Source organism: Salinivibrio sp. YCSC6, assembly GCF_004916735.1.
Classification (GTDB): Bacteria; Pseudomonadota; Gammaproteobacteria; order Enterobacterales; family Vibrionaceae; genus Salinivibrio; species Salinivibrio proteolyticus.
This window is the reverse complement of record NZ_CP039516.1, coordinates 2,938,206-2,952,600: the sequence shown is the minus strand read 5'-3', so window position 1 is coordinate 2,952,600 and position 14,395 is coordinate 2,938,206. Positions and strand designations below refer to the sequence as shown.

General features: G+C 50.5%; 16 protein-coding genes. All 16 read left to right on the top strand.

The features are described 5' to 3' along the window. Positions 1 to 346: 346 nt before the first annotated feature. The 16 genes from E8E00_RS13850 to atpB all read left to right on the top strand — a co-directional run bounded on the left by E8E00_RS13850 (position 347) and on the right by atpB (position 14,320). A complete protein-coding gene (locus E8E00_RS13850) occupies positions 347 to 1,060 on the top strand; it encodes an amino acid ABC transporter substrate-binding protein (protein ID WP_069590739.1) in 714 nt (237 codons plus the stop codon). Positions 1,061 to 1,117: 57 nt separating this feature from the next. Beyond that, positions 1,118 to 1,789, top strand: a complete 672-nt coding sequence (locus E8E00_RS13845; RefSeq protein WP_096630311.1) for an amino acid ABC transporter permease — start codon at positions 1,118 to 1,120, stop codon at positions 1,787 to 1,789. Next, complete coding sequence (locus E8E00_RS13840; protein ID WP_069590735.1) at positions 1,786 to 2,532, top strand: amino acid ABC transporter ATP-binding protein; 747 nt, start codon at positions 1,786 to 1,788, stop codon at positions 2,530 to 2,532. Before E8E00_RS13845 ends, E8E00_RS13840 begins: the two co-directional genes overlap by 4 nt. A 222-nt stretch (positions 2,533 to 2,754) precedes the next feature. Next, positions 2,755 to 2,889, top strand: coding sequence for a 50S ribosomal protein L34 (rpmH, locus tag E8E00_RS13835; RefSeq protein ID WP_025672864.1), 135 nt, complete (start codon positions 2,755 to 2,757; stop codon positions 2,887 to 2,889). A gap of 13 nt (positions 2,890 to 2,902) precedes the next feature. Next, positions 2,903 to 3,274: a ribonuclease P protein component gene (rnpA, locus tag E8E00_RS13830; RefSeq protein ID WP_069590733.1), complete on the top strand. Its 372-nt coding sequence runs from the start codon at positions 2,903 to 2,905 to the stop codon at positions 3,272 to 3,274. Beyond that, positions 3,226 to 3,486, top strand: a complete 261-nt coding sequence (gene yidD, locus E8E00_RS13825; protein WP_077456636.1) for a membrane protein insertion efficiency factor YidD — start codon at positions 3,226 to 3,228, stop codon at positions 3,484 to 3,486. Before rnpA ends, yidD begins: the two co-directional genes overlap by 49 nt. Before the next feature lie 2 nt (positions 3,487 to 3,488). Beyond that, positions 3,489 to 5,102 (top strand): membrane protein insertase YidC, encoded by a 1,614-nt coding sequence (gene yidC, locus E8E00_RS13820; protein ID WP_069590731.1) that lies wholly within the window; start codon positions 3,489 to 3,491, stop codon positions 5,100 to 5,102. Between the two features lie 98 nt (positions 5,103 to 5,200). Then, positions 5,201 to 6,565: a tRNA uridine-5-carboxymethylaminomethyl(34) synthesis GTPase MnmE gene (gene mnmE, locus E8E00_RS13815; protein WP_096630313.1), complete on the top strand. Its 1,365-nt coding sequence runs from the start codon at positions 5,201 to 5,203 to the stop codon at positions 6,563 to 6,565. Between the two features lie 150 nt (positions 6,566 to 6,715). Continuing rightward, complete coding sequence (locus tag E8E00_RS13810) at positions 6,716 to 7,870, top strand: GGDEF domain-containing protein (protein WP_096630315.1); 1,155 nt, start codon at positions 6,716 to 6,718, stop codon at positions 7,868 to 7,870. 10 nt (positions 7,871 to 7,880) lie between these two features. Continuing rightward, positions 7,881 to 8,333 carry an FMN-binding protein MioC gene (gene mioC / locus E8E00_RS13805; RefSeq protein WP_069590725.1) on the top strand — a complete coding sequence of 151 codons (453 nt, stop codon included), beginning with the start codon at positions 7,881 to 7,883 and terminating at the stop codon, positions 8,331 to 8,333. 393 nt (positions 8,334 to 8,726) lie between these two features. Continuing rightward, positions 8,727 to 10,616 carry a tRNA uridine-5-carboxymethylaminomethyl(34) synthesis enzyme MnmG gene (gene mnmG / locus E8E00_RS13800; protein WP_077456646.1) on the top strand — a complete coding sequence of 630 codons (1,890 nt, stop codon included), beginning with the start codon at positions 8,727 to 8,729 and terminating at the stop codon, positions 10,614 to 10,616. After that, positions 10,617 to 11,243, top strand: coding sequence for a 16S rRNA (guanine(527)-N(7))-methyltransferase RsmG (gene rsmG, locus E8E00_RS13795; RefSeq protein WP_069590722.1), 627 nt, complete (start codon positions 10,617 to 10,619; stop codon positions 11,241 to 11,243). A 13-nt stretch (positions 11,244 to 11,256) separates the two neighbouring features. Next, entirely contained in the window at positions 11,257 to 12,054 is a 798-nt protein-coding gene (locus E8E00_RS13790) for a ParA family protein (protein ID WP_069590720.1), read from the top strand. Positions 12,055 to 12,062: 8 nt separating this feature from the next. Further along, a complete protein-coding gene (locus E8E00_RS13785; protein ID WP_069590718.1) occupies positions 12,063 to 12,953 on the top strand; it encodes a ParB/RepB/Spo0J family partition protein in 891 nt (296 codons plus the stop codon). Between the two features lie 180 nt (positions 12,954 to 13,133). Further along, complete coding sequence (locus E8E00_RS13780; RefSeq protein ID WP_069590716.1) at positions 13,134 to 13,523, top strand: F0F1 ATP synthase subunit I; 390 nt, start codon at positions 13,134 to 13,136, stop codon at positions 13,521 to 13,523. An 8-nt stretch (positions 13,524 to 13,531) separates the two neighbouring features. Continuing rightward, the gene (gene atpB / locus E8E00_RS13775) at positions 13,532 to 14,320 is read left to right on the top strand and encodes a F0F1 ATP synthase subunit A (protein ID WP_069590714.1); all 789 of its coding nucleotides are present in this window, start codon (positions 13,532 to 13,534) and stop codon (positions 14,318 to 14,320) included. The last annotated feature ends 75 nt before the right edge of the window (positions 14,321 to 14,395 follow it).

Genomic DNA, 14,395 nt, shown 5'->3' with positions numbered 1-14,395 from the left:
GTTTGACTCCACGCAGTTATACCGAAAAAGAAAAGGTCACAATGGTACTCCTGTCAGGCGAAGATCGCCACCCACAAGATCCCGAAATCAGTGAATAAGATCGGAGTTATTCACATAGATCCCACAGATATACCATGGATCGCCACAAGGTACCCGCTTTTTACTCACAAGATTGCACACATCTCCTTAATGAGACGCGCGCGGAGAATAAAGTTATGGCTCATAACCAGACGGTATTTCTCGCCAGTGATCGTTCACTTCTATGATACGCGTCCTATTATTGAAGTTGTCATTACGGAGTATTGTCATGAGTAAATGGATCTTGAGCACCTTGCTAAGTGTGAGCATGGTGATTTCAGTGCCCGCGTTCGCCAAAGAAACCGTGAAAGTGGGGATGTCTGGGCGCTATTTCCCTTTCACCTTTGTGAAGCAAGACCAGCTGCAAGGGTTTGAAGTTGACCTTTGGGATGAGATTGGCCGCCGCAATGACTACCAAGTCGAGTATGTGACCGCTAACTTCTCTGGCCTGTTTGGTCTGTTACAAACCGGGCGTATCGACACCATTTCTAACCAAATCACCATCACCGACGAGCGTCAGGCAACCTATTTGTTCACCGACCCGTATGTGGTCGACGGCGCACAGATCACGGTTCGTAAAGGCAATGACACGATTCAGTCTGTGGCTGATCTGAAAGGCAAAACCGTTGCAGTAAACCTTGGCTCGAACTTCGAGCAATTGTTGCGCGAACACTCGGCAGCCGAGGATATCGACATTAAAACCTACGAGACCGGGATTGAACACGATGTCGCCCTCGGTCGGGCCGATGCGTTTGTGATGGATCGCCTGTCAGCCATGCAGCTGATAAAAGAATCGGGCTTGCCACTTCAACTGGCCGGACAACCGTTTGAAACCATTGCCAATGCTTGGCCATTTGTCGACTCAGAACGCGGTCAGCGCCTACGTGATGAAGTGAACACCGCCCTCTCAGCCATGCGAGAAGATGGTACCTTGGCACAGATTTCTGTTAAGTGGTTTGGCGGCGACGTCACTAAAAAGTAAGTATTTACTCACATAAATAGGCCCGCTTTGGCGGGTCTGTGTATCTAAAGGACAGACATGGCGTTTGATTTTGACTATATGGCCTCTCTGTTCCCGTTACTGCTGAAGTATCTGGGAATAACGTTAGAGATGGCGGTGTGGGGATTAGTGTTTGCACTGATTTTGGCAGTGACGATTGCACTGATCCGCGTGTTTCGCCTACCGGTTTTCAATGGCCTCGCGCAACTGTTTATTAGTTTCTTTCGCGGTACGCCACTTCTGGTTCAGCTATTTTTACTGTATTACGGTCTGCCTCAGGTCATCCCCGCGTTAGTCGGAATGGATGCTTTCACAGCCGCGGTGATCGGGATCAGCTTACACTTTTCTGCTTATATGGCCGAGTCAATTCGTGCCGCCATTACCAGCGTGGATCGCAGCCAAATGGAAGCCAGTCTGGCCATTGGCATGACGACTAGCCAAGCCATGCAGCGCATTGTGTTACCACAGGCAGCACGGATCGCACTTCCCTCGCTGATGAATTACTTCATCGATATGATCAAAGCTACATCACTCGCCTTCACGCTCGGGGTGGCAGAAATCATGGCGAAGGCGCAGATGGAAGCGTCGTCGAGCTTTAAATTCTTCGAAGCCTATTTGGCAGTCGCACTGATCTACTGGGCGGTTGTGGTCGCTTTGACCCGAGTGCAACTTTGGGCAGAAAGCCATCTTAATAAGGCGTACCAACGATGATTAAGATAGAAAAGCTTAAAAAAGTCTACCAAGGCGTCGCGGTACTTGATGGCATCGATTTGTCCATCGAGCGTGGCGAAATCGTGTGTATTATTGGTCCGAGCGGTACGGGAAAATCCACCCTATTGCGTTGTATTAACTTCCTAGAACGCGCGGAGCAAGGGGTGATCAGTATCGGCGATCAGCGTGTTGATAGTGGCGATGCAAGCACCCGTAAACAGGCGATTTTGGCGTTGCGGCGCCAGACAGGCTTTGTGTTTCAAAATTATGCCTTATTTGCTCACCTCACGGCACGAGACAATATCGCCGAAGGGCTGAGAACGGTAAAAGGCTGGTCTAAAGAGGCAGCACGTCAGCGCGCGCAACAAATTCTCGACGACATAGGCTTGGGTGATAAAGGAGACCATTACCCCGCTTCCTTATCGGGTGGACAGCAACAACGGGTTGGCATTGGCCGTGCGATGGCACTTGAGGCCGAATTGCTGCTTTTCGATGAGCCTACCTCTGCATTAGACCCAGAGTGGGTTGGCGAAGTATTGGCGTTGATGAAAAAGCTCGCCACACGCCATCAAACCATGCTGGTGGTCACTCACGAGATGCAGTTTGCTCGCGATGTCGCTGACCGCGTGGTGTTTATGAACGACGGCCACATCATAGCCCAAGGCACACCGGATTGGCTGTTTAATCACTGCGCCGATCCACGCTTGCATAAGTTTTTGAATCAAGTCGGGATCGCTTCTTAACTGGCGATCGTAAACGAAGGATCCTTGCGATCTCTGACTGAGCGCTTATAATTCCCGGCCCGGAGTGGCATCGGTTTAGTGATTGACTAATCGTTAGTCAATGGCTACAATCCGCCCTCTTTGTTGAGAGGCGTCGGAGACATTGGCTAAGGTATTGCCTGTTGCTAACCTCCCACGTCGGGTTAACAAACCTAACACTGATCAGTAATAAAGGTAGAAACCATGAAACGCACTTTTCAACCTTCAGTTCTAAAGCGTAAGCGCACTCACGGTTTCCGTGCGCGCATGGCGACTAAGAACGGCCGTAAGGTCATTGCCGCTCGCCGTGCGAAAGGCCGCAAGCAGCTTTCTAAATAATCCGCAGTGATTTGTGAATAAGCTCGCTTATCCTCGGGAGTTACGTCTGCTAACTCCCGAACATTTCAGTGCCGTCTTCCAGCAACCGCATCGCGCAGGTTCGCCGCACTTAACCATACTCGCCCGATCTAACTCGCTCGACCACCCACGTCTCGGTCAAGCTGTTCCGAAAAAGCAAATCAAACTTGCCGTTGATCGCAACCGCTTTAAACGTGTGGTTCGCGAGAGCTTTCGTTTACGTCAGCATCAACTACCGGCGAAAGATTTTGTGGTTATCGCGAAAAAAAGTGCCAACGACCTAAGCAATCAAGCGCTGCGAGACGAATTGGACAAGTTATGGCAACGTTTGTCGCGACCGCCGCGCAAAAAGCGCTCATCGCGCTGATTCGGGGATATCAACTGGTGATCAGCCCATTGATTGGGCCACGATGCCGGTTTACACCAACCTGTTCCCACTATGCCATCATGGCGATTCAATCCCATGGTGTGATAAAAGGGTGTTGGTTGGCAGGCAAACGTCTATTAAAATGCCACCCTTTGAATGATGGCGGTTACGATCCCGTGCCGCCTTGCGACCACCATAACAGAGACAATTAACAATGGATTCCCAACGTAATATCCTGTTGATTGCCCTATTGTTCGTTTCTTTCATGCTGTACATGGAATGGAACAAACCAGAATCCCCGCAGCCGCAGGGACAGGGCGTTGAGCAGCAGCAAACCACTCACAGTGACGTGCCTAGCAGCGACAATGGCGATACCACGTCTCTCGATGCACAGCCTGTCTCTGACAAGCTCGTCACCATCAAAACCGATGTATTAACACTTAAAGTGGATACACAAGGCGGTGATGTTGTGCACGCCGAGCTGCCTCAGTACGATGCGGAGCTCAACTCTGACAATGCCTTCACGCTGCTGCACACCAAGCCCGATCATACCTTTGTGGCGCAAAGCGGTTTAATTGGTGCCAATGGTATTGATACTGCGCAAGGCCGTGCCCAGTATCAGGTGGCGCAAAACACCTTTACCCTCTCTGACGACCAAGACACCCTGCGCGTACCAATGACGGTTGAAAAAGACGGGATCACGTACACCAAAACCTTTGTGCTTAAGCGTGGCAGCTATGCGGTGGATGTAGAGCACACCATCGATAACCAAACCGATGCCAACGCCAGTGTCACCATGTACACCCAGCTAAAACAAAACCTGCTGGACGACGGTGGCAGCTTAACCATGCCAACCTATCGTGGTGGCGCCTACTCTACCGACGATAAACGTTACGAAAAATACAGCTTTGATGACATGCAAAGCAAAAACTTGAATGTGACGTTTAACCAAGGTTGGGCAGCGATGATCCAGCACTACTTTGCTACCGCGTGGATCCCACGTGCGGACAATAATGTGCTGAGCACCCGTACTACCGCCCAGTATGGTTATATCCAAACCAAAACCAGCGATACCATTGCAGCAGGCACCAGTAAAACGCTCACCGCAACCTTGTGGGTTGGTCCGAAACTGCAAGAGCAAATGGCCGCGGTGGCGCCAAGCCTAGACTTGGTAGTCGACTATGGCTGGCTGTGGTTTATCGCTAAGCCACTACACTGGTTGCTCTCGACGATTCAAACCTTCGTCAGCAACTGGGGTATCGCAATTATCATGCTGACTTTCATTGTCCGTGGTGCCATGTACCCACTGACCAAAGCGCAGTACACCTCGATGGCGAAAATGCGCATGCTGCAGCCTAAGCTGCAAGAAATGAAAGAGCGTATCGGTGACGATCGTCAGCGCATGAGCCAAGAAATGATGGAGCTTTACAAGCGTGAAAAAGTGAACCCCTTGGGTGGCTGTTTACCGCTGGTACTGCAAATGCCTATTTTCATTGCGCTTTATTGGGCACTGATGGAGTCAGTTGAACTTCGTCATGCACCTTTCTTTGGCTGGATTCAAGACTTGTCGGCACAAGACCCTTACTACGTGCTGCCAATTCTGATGGGCGCCTCTATGTTCCTGATCCAGAAGATGAGTCCAACCACAGTCACTGATCCTATGCAGCAGAAGATCATGACCTTTATGCCCGTGGTCTTTACCTTCTTCTTCTTGTTCTTCCCATCCGGTCTGGTTCTATACTGGTTGGTATCGAACATCGTGACGCTTATCCAGCAAACCTTGATTTACAAATCGCTGGAGAAAAAAGGCCTTCATTCCCGCTCGTAAGTTAGGCCGCGTCAAGCAATAATAAAAAGGCGACCACGCGGTCGCCTTTTTCACGTTTACGGCCTTTAGGCCTGTCACCGACATCAAGAGTGCGCAATATGGCTCAAACCGACACTATCGTGGCACAAGCCACAGCAACAGGCCGCGGCGGCGTAGGGATTGTCCGCGTGTCCGGCCCTCTCGCTCATGAGATTGGTACAAAAATGACGGGACGCGAGTTAGTGCCTCGTCGTGCGGATTATTTGCCTTTTATCGATCAGGAAGGTCAACCTATCGATCAAGGCATTGCCCTATTCTTTAAAGGCCCCAATTCATTCACAGGTGAAGATGTTCTAGAGCTGCAAGGTCACGGTGGCCCGGTGATCATGGACATGCTTATTCAGCGAATCAGCGCCTTTGACGGCGTACGAGCAGCCCGACCCGGTGAATTCTCCGAGCGCGCCTTCTTAAACGACAAACTGGATTTAGCCCAGGCCGAAGCAATCGCCGATTTAATCGATGCCAGCTCAGAACAAGCGGCTCGCTCAGCGTTACAGTCCCTGCAAGGCGCCTTTTCCAAGCAGGTCAACCAACTGGTCGAAAAAGTGATTCATCTGCGCATGTATGTGGAAGCGGCCATCGACTTTCCTGATGAAGAGATTGATTTTCTCTCTGACGGTAAAGTGGCCAGCGATCTTGGGCATATCATTGAGCGTCTCGCCCTGTTGCGTAAAGAAGCCAATCAAGGGGCGATTATGCGCGATGGGATGAAGGTGGTCATTGCCGGACGCCCGAATGCCGGTAAATCCAGCTTGCTCAATGCCCTTTCCGGTAAAGAGAGCGCGATTGTCACCGAAATCGCAGGCACCACCCGCGATGTGCTCCGTGAACATATTCACATTGACGGTATGCCACTGCATATCATCGATACTGCCGGCTTACGGGATGCCTCGGATGAAGTGGAGCGGATTGGGATTGAGCGCGCCTGGAGTGAAATCGAACACGCCGATCGGGTATTGTTTATGGTCGATGGCACCACAACCACAGCGACCGACCCGGCCCAAATTTGGCCAGAATTTGTCTCTCGCTTACCCGAGGGCATGGGGATGACGGTGATCCGCAACAAAGCCGATATCACTGAAGAGCCACTCGGTTTGTGTGCAGTCAGTGAGCCTGCACTAATCCGCTTGAGTGCCAAAACCGGAGAAGGCGTTGATGCTTTACGCCAGCATCTAAAAGCCTGTATGGGCTATGCTGGAGGCAGCGAAGGCAGTTTTATGGCACGTCGTCGTCATCTGGATGCACTCGCCAACGCCGCACACCACCTCGACATCGGCCAAGCGCAGCTAGAAGGCTATATGGCAGGCGAAATCCTTGCCGAGGAATTGCGCTTAACCCAGCAACACCTCAACACCATTACCGGTGAGTTCACAGCTGACGATTTGCTGGGCAAAATTTTCTCCTCGTTCTGTATCGGAAAATAATTATCCCCAGCTCCTTCAAGGGATCCTTACCACGAGGATCCCTTATTCTGGCGGCGCTGATCGCGGTTATCCTCAGACTAAGATCCTGACTTATCCCCACAGTTTTCACCATGATCTGCTACGTTAATAGAGCGTCTAGCTGGAGGTGAAATGCTCTCGTCCTTAAATCCGATCTTATCGATCGGTTTAACCCGTCAGAACCAACTCATGCGCCATCAGATTCGAATGATCAATCTGTTAGGGCTTATTTGTGTGCTCGGCACACTTATCTTCTCCGCGCTCTATTGGTTAGCCTTTCAAAGCCTCATCGCCGCGTGGCACAACCTCCTCTACGCAGGCTTGTATGCGGGCGTATGGGGGATAATGGCAGCGGGTCGTTGGTCGATTGCGCGTTATTGGCTCTTTGGGGTGTTCTTTGCCCAACAGTTTGTGATGTCTTACTGGGTACTGGATGCGAACAGCCAAAACGAGCTGTTGCTGCTGGTGGTACCGACCGTGGTGGTTTTAGTCTTTGAGCCCACAGAGCGCTTTGCTCGCTACGGACTCGCATTGGGCGCCATCGCGTTGATGTTCGCCGCGCAAGTGCTTCCCGCCCCCACGCCGTTAGTTTATCTCTCTAGTCTCCACGCACAGACCCTCTATTTAAGTGTGGTATTGGTGTTTGTCGCACTGTCCGTAGTACTCATGGATTTTTATTTATTTGATTTATATGACATTAATCGCCAAGCTCGTCAGCAGATTCAACGTGATGCCCTTACCCAAACGTGGAGCGCCAGCTATTTCTACCAATGTGTCGCGCAGCACGGTCGCGCGACCTCAGACAATCCACTGGCCGTTCTGTGCATCAATCTCGATGGTTTTCAATCTCTTAATTGGCGATATGGCCGTGATACGGGTGATCAGCTCCTTCAATTTACCGCCCAACTTCTTACTCGCCACCTACCGCATGACGCCATTATCAGCCGTACCCATGCCGATCAGTTTTTGGTTATGTTGGCGGGCCAAGCCTGCTTAGTCGCTCCCCATTGGGCCGCTCAGTGCCGACAAGCCATTGCGGAAACGCCTTTTACCTTTGCTGGCGGCGCTTGTGCGCTCACCGTATCGATTGGCTTGGTGCAACAAATGGAAGGAAAAATCTACGCTATTCCCTTGATTGATCAAGCCACTCGGGCGATGACAGACGCCAAATTCGCAGGGGGCAATCAAATTGTTTGCCATCCCAGCAACGCCCCTGATTTTGCTACACCTTCATCGATTGACTCTGAACTCAACTGCCGAAATACTAGTCGCGATAACCGTGAATAATGAGGACAGTATGGCAAATGTAACCATCATCACCGGCAGTACGCTCGGTGGTGCAGAATATGTCGGTGATCACCTTGCCGATCTTCTACAAGCAAAAGGCCATCAGGCCCACGTCGTCAATGAAGGGATCCTCGATGATGTACTAAGCGCCAGTACATTGTTGATCGTCACGTCCACCCATGGGGCTGGCGACTTTCCAGATAGCATCGCGCCTCTGATGGAGCAGTTAATGAGCGAACGGCCAATGCTGCGCGATCTCCATTACGGTGTGGTCGGCATTGGAGACTCAAGCTATGACACCTTCTGCGAGGCGGGCATGAAGGCCGATGCCTTGTTACAAGACCTTGGCGCCGTCAAAGTCGGGGAACGGATCGATATTGATATTCAAGCGCATCCGGTCCCTGAGGATGAAGCGGAACGTTGGTTTACCGAGTGGGAACCCTTGATCCACAAAATCAAGTGAGCATTATTTAACCATTTAATCTGTGGATAACTAAGGAATAACCCAGTGATCTTCCTTTAGTTATCCATTTAATAGTTTTACCCCTTCCCTACCATTGTGGATAACATGCCATTTTGATCCCAGGTGATACAGGATCGGATCCAAGGCCGCCCACAACAAGTGATCGTTTTAAGATCCTTGATCTCTATGATCTTTTTCCAGTTACCCACAAAGATCGTCTTCCCTAATAAAAGATCTAACAAAAGATCTATATAAAGATCTTATTTATATATAGCTAACGCCCAGAGACGATCTTGATCAAGGTTTGGTTCACTGTTGGCGGAAAAAGCGCTAGAATGTCGCCCCTTTTGCTTAGTTCATGCTCACACACTTACCCAGGTTGAGGCTTTAATCATGTTTTACCAGGATCACTTTGACGTCATCGTTGTTGGTGGTGGCCATGCTGGTACCGAAGCGGCACTTGCCGCAGCACGGATGAACCAAAAAACGCTGTTATTGACCCATAACATTGATACGTTGGGTCAGATGTCGTGCAACCCAGCTATCGGTGGGATCGGGAAAGGACACCTGGTAAAAGAGATCGATGCGTTAGGCGGTGCGATGGCGCAAGCCATTGATAAAGGCGGGATCCAATTTCGAACCCTCAATGCGTCGAAAGGCCCAGCGGTGCGCGCGACACGTGCTCAAGCAGACCGTGCACTGTACAAGGCAGCCATTCGTCATACCCTTGAAAACACGCCAAATTTGTCACTGTTCCAACAAGCCGTGGTGGATTTGATCGTCGACCAAGATCGTGTCACTGGCGTCGAGACCGAAATGGGGCTCAAATTCAGTGCCACTACCGTGGTCTTGACTGTGGGAACCTTCCTTGGCGGTAAAATCCATATTGGACTGGATAACTATGCCGGTGGTCGTGCTGGGGATCCACCGTCAAACAAACTCGCGGATCGCTTACGTGCCTTGCCATTTCGGGTGGATCGCCTAAAAACCGGTACTCCCCCACGTATCGATGCTCGCTCGGTTGATTTTAGTGTGATGCAAACCCAACACGGGGATACTCCTTGTCCGGTGTTTTCATTTTTAGGCGATGTGTCTGAGCACCCACAGCAAGTTCCGTGCTACATCACCTACACCAATGAAAAAACCCATGATGTCATTCGCGCTAATCTTGATCGCAGCCCGATGTATGCTGGGGTGATTGAAGGTATTGGCCCACGTTATTGCCCGTCGATCGAAGACAAGGTGATGCGTTTTGCGGACAAAGACAAACACCAAATTTTCGTCGAGCCGGAAGGATTGACCAGCACTGAGCTGTATCCAAATGGGATATCCACCAGCTTACCGTTTGATGTGCAAATGGGGATCATCCACTCGATCAAAGGGTTTGAGAATGCGCGCGTGATCCGCCCAGGCTACGCGATTGAGTATGACTTTTTCGATCCGCGCGATCTCAAGCACACCCTGGAAACCAAATTTATCCACGGTTTGTTCTTTGCGGGACAAATCAATGGTACTACCGGCTATGAAGAAGCCGCAGCACAAGGGTTGTTGGCCGGTTGTAATGCCGCGTTACAAGCTCAAGGCAAAGAAGGATGGAGCCCACGTCGCGATCAAGCTTACATGGGCGTGTTGATTGACGACTTGTCCACCATGGGCACCCAAGAACCTTACCGGATGTTTACCTCGCGCGCCGAGTACCGTTTGCTGTTGCGTGAAGATAACGCCGATATGCGCTTAACCGAAAAAGGGCGTGAGCTGGGACTGGTAGACGATGTGCGCTGGGCTCGCTTCAACCAAAAAATGGAAAACATGGAGCAAGAACGTCAGCGTCTGCGTGGTACTTGGATTCATCCTCACTCAGACGATGTCCATGCGCTCAATGCCATGCTGAAAACACCGCTGACGCGTGAAGCAAACGGAGAAGATTTACTCCGTCGCCCAGAGCTACGCTATGAAAATATCGTCTCGTTGCCGACCTTTGGTCCGGCGCATGACGATGTTCAAGCTAGCGAGCAAGTTGAGATCCAAGTGAAATACGCCGGCTATATCGAACGTCAGCAAGACGAGATCGAAAAGTCTCAGCGCCATGAAAATACCGTGATCCCATTTGATCTTGATTACATGCAGATCAAAGGCCTTTCAAACGAAGTACGTGGCAAGCTACAAGACGCGCGTCCGGAAACGATCGGTAAAGCATCGCGTATCTCAGGTGTCACGCCGGCGGCCATTTCGATTTTGCTGGTGCATTTGAAAAAGCACGGCATGCTCAAAAAAGGAGCCTAAATGCAACAGCAACTTCAACAAGGGCTGGCGAAAGCCGGCCTTGCGCTTTCTCCGTCGCAACAACAGCAGCTGCTTGATTATGTAGGCTTGCTCGACAAGTGGAACAAAGCCTATAACTTAACCTCGGTTCGTCGCCCAGAAGACATGGTGGTGAAACATATCCTTGATAGTTTGGTGGTATCACCACACTTGGAAGGTGAACGCTTTATCGATGTCGGAACTGGACCGGGTTTACCTGGGATCCCTCTGGCCATCGCCAACCCAGATAAACAGTTCACCTTGCTCGACAGCTTAGGTAAGCGGATTCGTTTTATTCGCCAAGTACTGCACGAACTTGGTATCGACAATGTGACGCCAGTACAAAGCCGTGTCGAAGCGTTTGTTCCTGAAACCGGGTTTGATGGTGTGCTAAGTCGCGCGTTTGCGTCGATGAATGACATGGTGAGTTGGTGTCATCACCTTCCTCATGCGCGTGGGCTGTTTTACGCCTTGAAAGGACAGGTGGACCAACAGGAGCTAGATGCCCTGCCGACTGATTGTTCTGTGACCGATATCAAAGCTTTGAAGGTGCCGGGATTGGAAGGGGCGCGTCATCTAGTAATCTTGAGAGCAAAGACTAACGAGTAGAGGTCATAGGCACGTGGGTAAAGTTATCGCGGTAGCAAACCAAAAAGGCGGTGTGGGTAAAACCACCACGAGTGTCAACTTAGCGGCATCGCTGGCAGCCACTAATCGCAAGGTGCTACTTATCGACCTTGACCCACAAGGGAACGCGACCATGGCCAGTGGTGTGGATAAATACGATGTCCATGCCACCGCCTACGATCTACTGGTTGAAGAAGCCCCGTTTGAACAAGTGGTGGTCAGCGATACGTCCGGCGGCTATGACCTGATTGCGGCGAACGGTGATGTCACCGCAGCAGAAATCAAGCTGATGGAAGTGTTTGCCCGTGAAGTGCGCTTACGCACCATGCTTGAGCCTGTAGTTGCACGCTACGATTACATTTTTATCGACTGTCCCCCGTCTTTGAACCTCCTTACCATCAATGCGATGACCGCGGCAAACTCGGTACTCGTCCCCATGCAATGTGAATATTTTGCGTTGGAAGGGCTCACTGCATTGATGGATACCATCAGTAAACTGGCTAGCGTCGTGAACGCCGACCTTCATGTTGAAGGTGTATTGCGCACCATGTACGACCCAAGAAACCGATTAGCGACCGAAGTATCGGATCAGATCAAAAAACACTTCGGTGATAAGGTGTATCGTACTGTGATTCCCCGCAATGTGCGGCTCGCGGAAGCGCCAAGTCATGGCCGACCCGCCATGTACTATGACAAGTTATCCAGTGGTGCCAAAGCCTACCTAGCCCTTGCGGGTGAAATTCTGCGTCGAGAAGAGCAATCACGCGCTTCTGCCGACGCTGTCAATGCCTGAGGAACACAATGAATTCAGCGAAACGCGGTCTTGGAAAGGGCCTGGATGCCTTGTTGGCGACCAGTGCACAAGCTCAGTCTCGTTATACATCCGAACCTGAATCCACCGATGCGAGCAATAGCGAATTGCAGCAATTGTCGGTATCGGCGTTGGTGCCGGGTCTTTACCAGCCACGCCAAGATATGGCGGAAGAGGCGCTGGAAGAGTTAACCGAATCCATTCGCGCTCAAGGTATTATTCAGCCCCTCGTGGTTCGCCACGCTGAAAACGGGCAGTACGAAATTATTGCTGGCGAACGTCGCTGGCGAGCAGCAAAGCAAGCCGGTTTGGCCAAAGTGCCCTGCTTGGTCCGTGAGATGAGTGACAAAGTCGCCAGTGCGGTGGCGTTGATTGAAAATATCCAACGCGAAAATTTGAACGCGATGGAAGAAGCTCAAGCGCTTGAACGCTTGGTCAATGACTTCTCACTCACCCACCAGCAACTGGCTGAATCGCTTGGTAAATCTCGCACTACCATCAGCAACTTATTGCGCTTGAATGGGTTAGAGTCGGGGGTAAAACAACTGCTGCTTAACAAACAACTCGAGATGGGCCACGCACGTGCCCTGCTGGCGTTGGAAGGAGACGCGCAAATTGATGCGGCACTGACTGCCGTCAACAAAAAAATGACCGTCCGCCAGATAGAAAAACTGGTGAAAAAAATGCTTTCACCGCAAGTTGAAGCGAAAAGGCCAGAATTATCACCTGAAGTAGAGGCACTGCAGCAGCGCCTTGGCGACAAGCTTGGGGTGAAAGTGGCGTTAACACAACAGAAAAATGGTAGTGGTAAATTGGTGATCAATTTCGAAGAATCTGACAAGTTAGCGCAAATTCTTGCAATTTTCGACGAAGAAGTGTGACCCGTGCCATTCGCTTTTTGTTACATAAAAGCGCTTACTGTGATCAGGTTACTCTGTTGTAAAATTTTCCCCGCTTTTTTACATCGATGCGATTGCATTAGCTGGGGTGAAACGTATAATTTTCGCTGTTTTCCCAGCACGGCAACAGTGCTAAGTGGAACGGAATCGAGGAACAAATACATGGTATCGACGCTCGCGCGGCCGGGTCGTGTTATCGCGACAAAATTGGTGCTTTTGCAAGCTGGCGTCGTATTAGCAACGGCAAGCGTGATGGCACTCGCTATCAATGTCGACTGGGGAAAATCCGCGCTGATCGGCGGCGGCATCTTTGTGATTGCCAATGCTGCATTTGCGTCGTGTGCTTTCCTTTTTAGTGGGGCAAGAGCTGCAAAATTTGTAGTCGCGTCCTTCTTCAGCGGTGAAGTGTTAAAAATTTCACTGACCGTCGTCCTGTTTGTCCTTGCTTACCTGTATATCGAGGTGGAACTCGTTCCCCTCAAACTGGCCTATTTGCTGGCATTAGGGATTAACATCCTCGCGCCAGTTTTATTCATTAACAACAACAAATAGGATGAGTTATGGCTGCGTCAGGTGATGCGCTTACACCGTCTAGCTACATCTCTCACCACCTGACTAATTTGTCAGTGGGTGAAGGATTTTGGGCGGTTCACATTGATAGCCTGTTTTTCTCTGTCCTCATCGGTATCGTCTTCCTAGGCATCTTCCGATCGGTGGCAAAGAAAGCATCGACAGGTGTCCCAGGTAAGCTTCAGTGTTTCGTCGAAATCTTGGTTGAGTTCGTTGATGATAACGTTCGCGAAACCTTCCACGGACGAAATCCACTGATTGCACCTTTGGCCCTGACTATCTTCGTTTGGATATTCCTGATGAATACGATGGACTTAATCCCCATCGATTTTCTACCGTATCCGGCGGAACATTGGTTAGGCATTCCTTACTTGAAAGTAGTGCCAACTGCAGACGTAAATATCACCCTTGCAATGGCGCTGGGCGTGTTCTTCTTGATGATTTTCTACAGCATCAAGATTAAGGGCCTAGGCGGCTTTGCAAAAGAGCTGGCTCTGCACCCGTTCAATCACCCTATCATGATCCCGTTCAACCTCCTGTTGGAAGTCGTCTCGCTGCTGGCGAAACCGATTTCTCTTGGGATGCGTCTGTTCGGTAACATGTTTGCCGGTGAGGTGGTATTTATTCTTATCGCGGCATTGCTGCCGTGGTGGGCGCAATGGCTGGGTTCTGTGCCGTGGGCAATCTTCCACATTCTAGTCATTACAATTCAAGCCTTTGTCTTTATGATGTTGACCATCGTGTATCTCTCGCAGGCACACGAAGACTCAGATCATTGATGACATTTTTTAGTTAGTAAGCAATTTGTTAGTCATTATTGGCGTTTACGCCGACAACGAAAACTGGAGATAGTG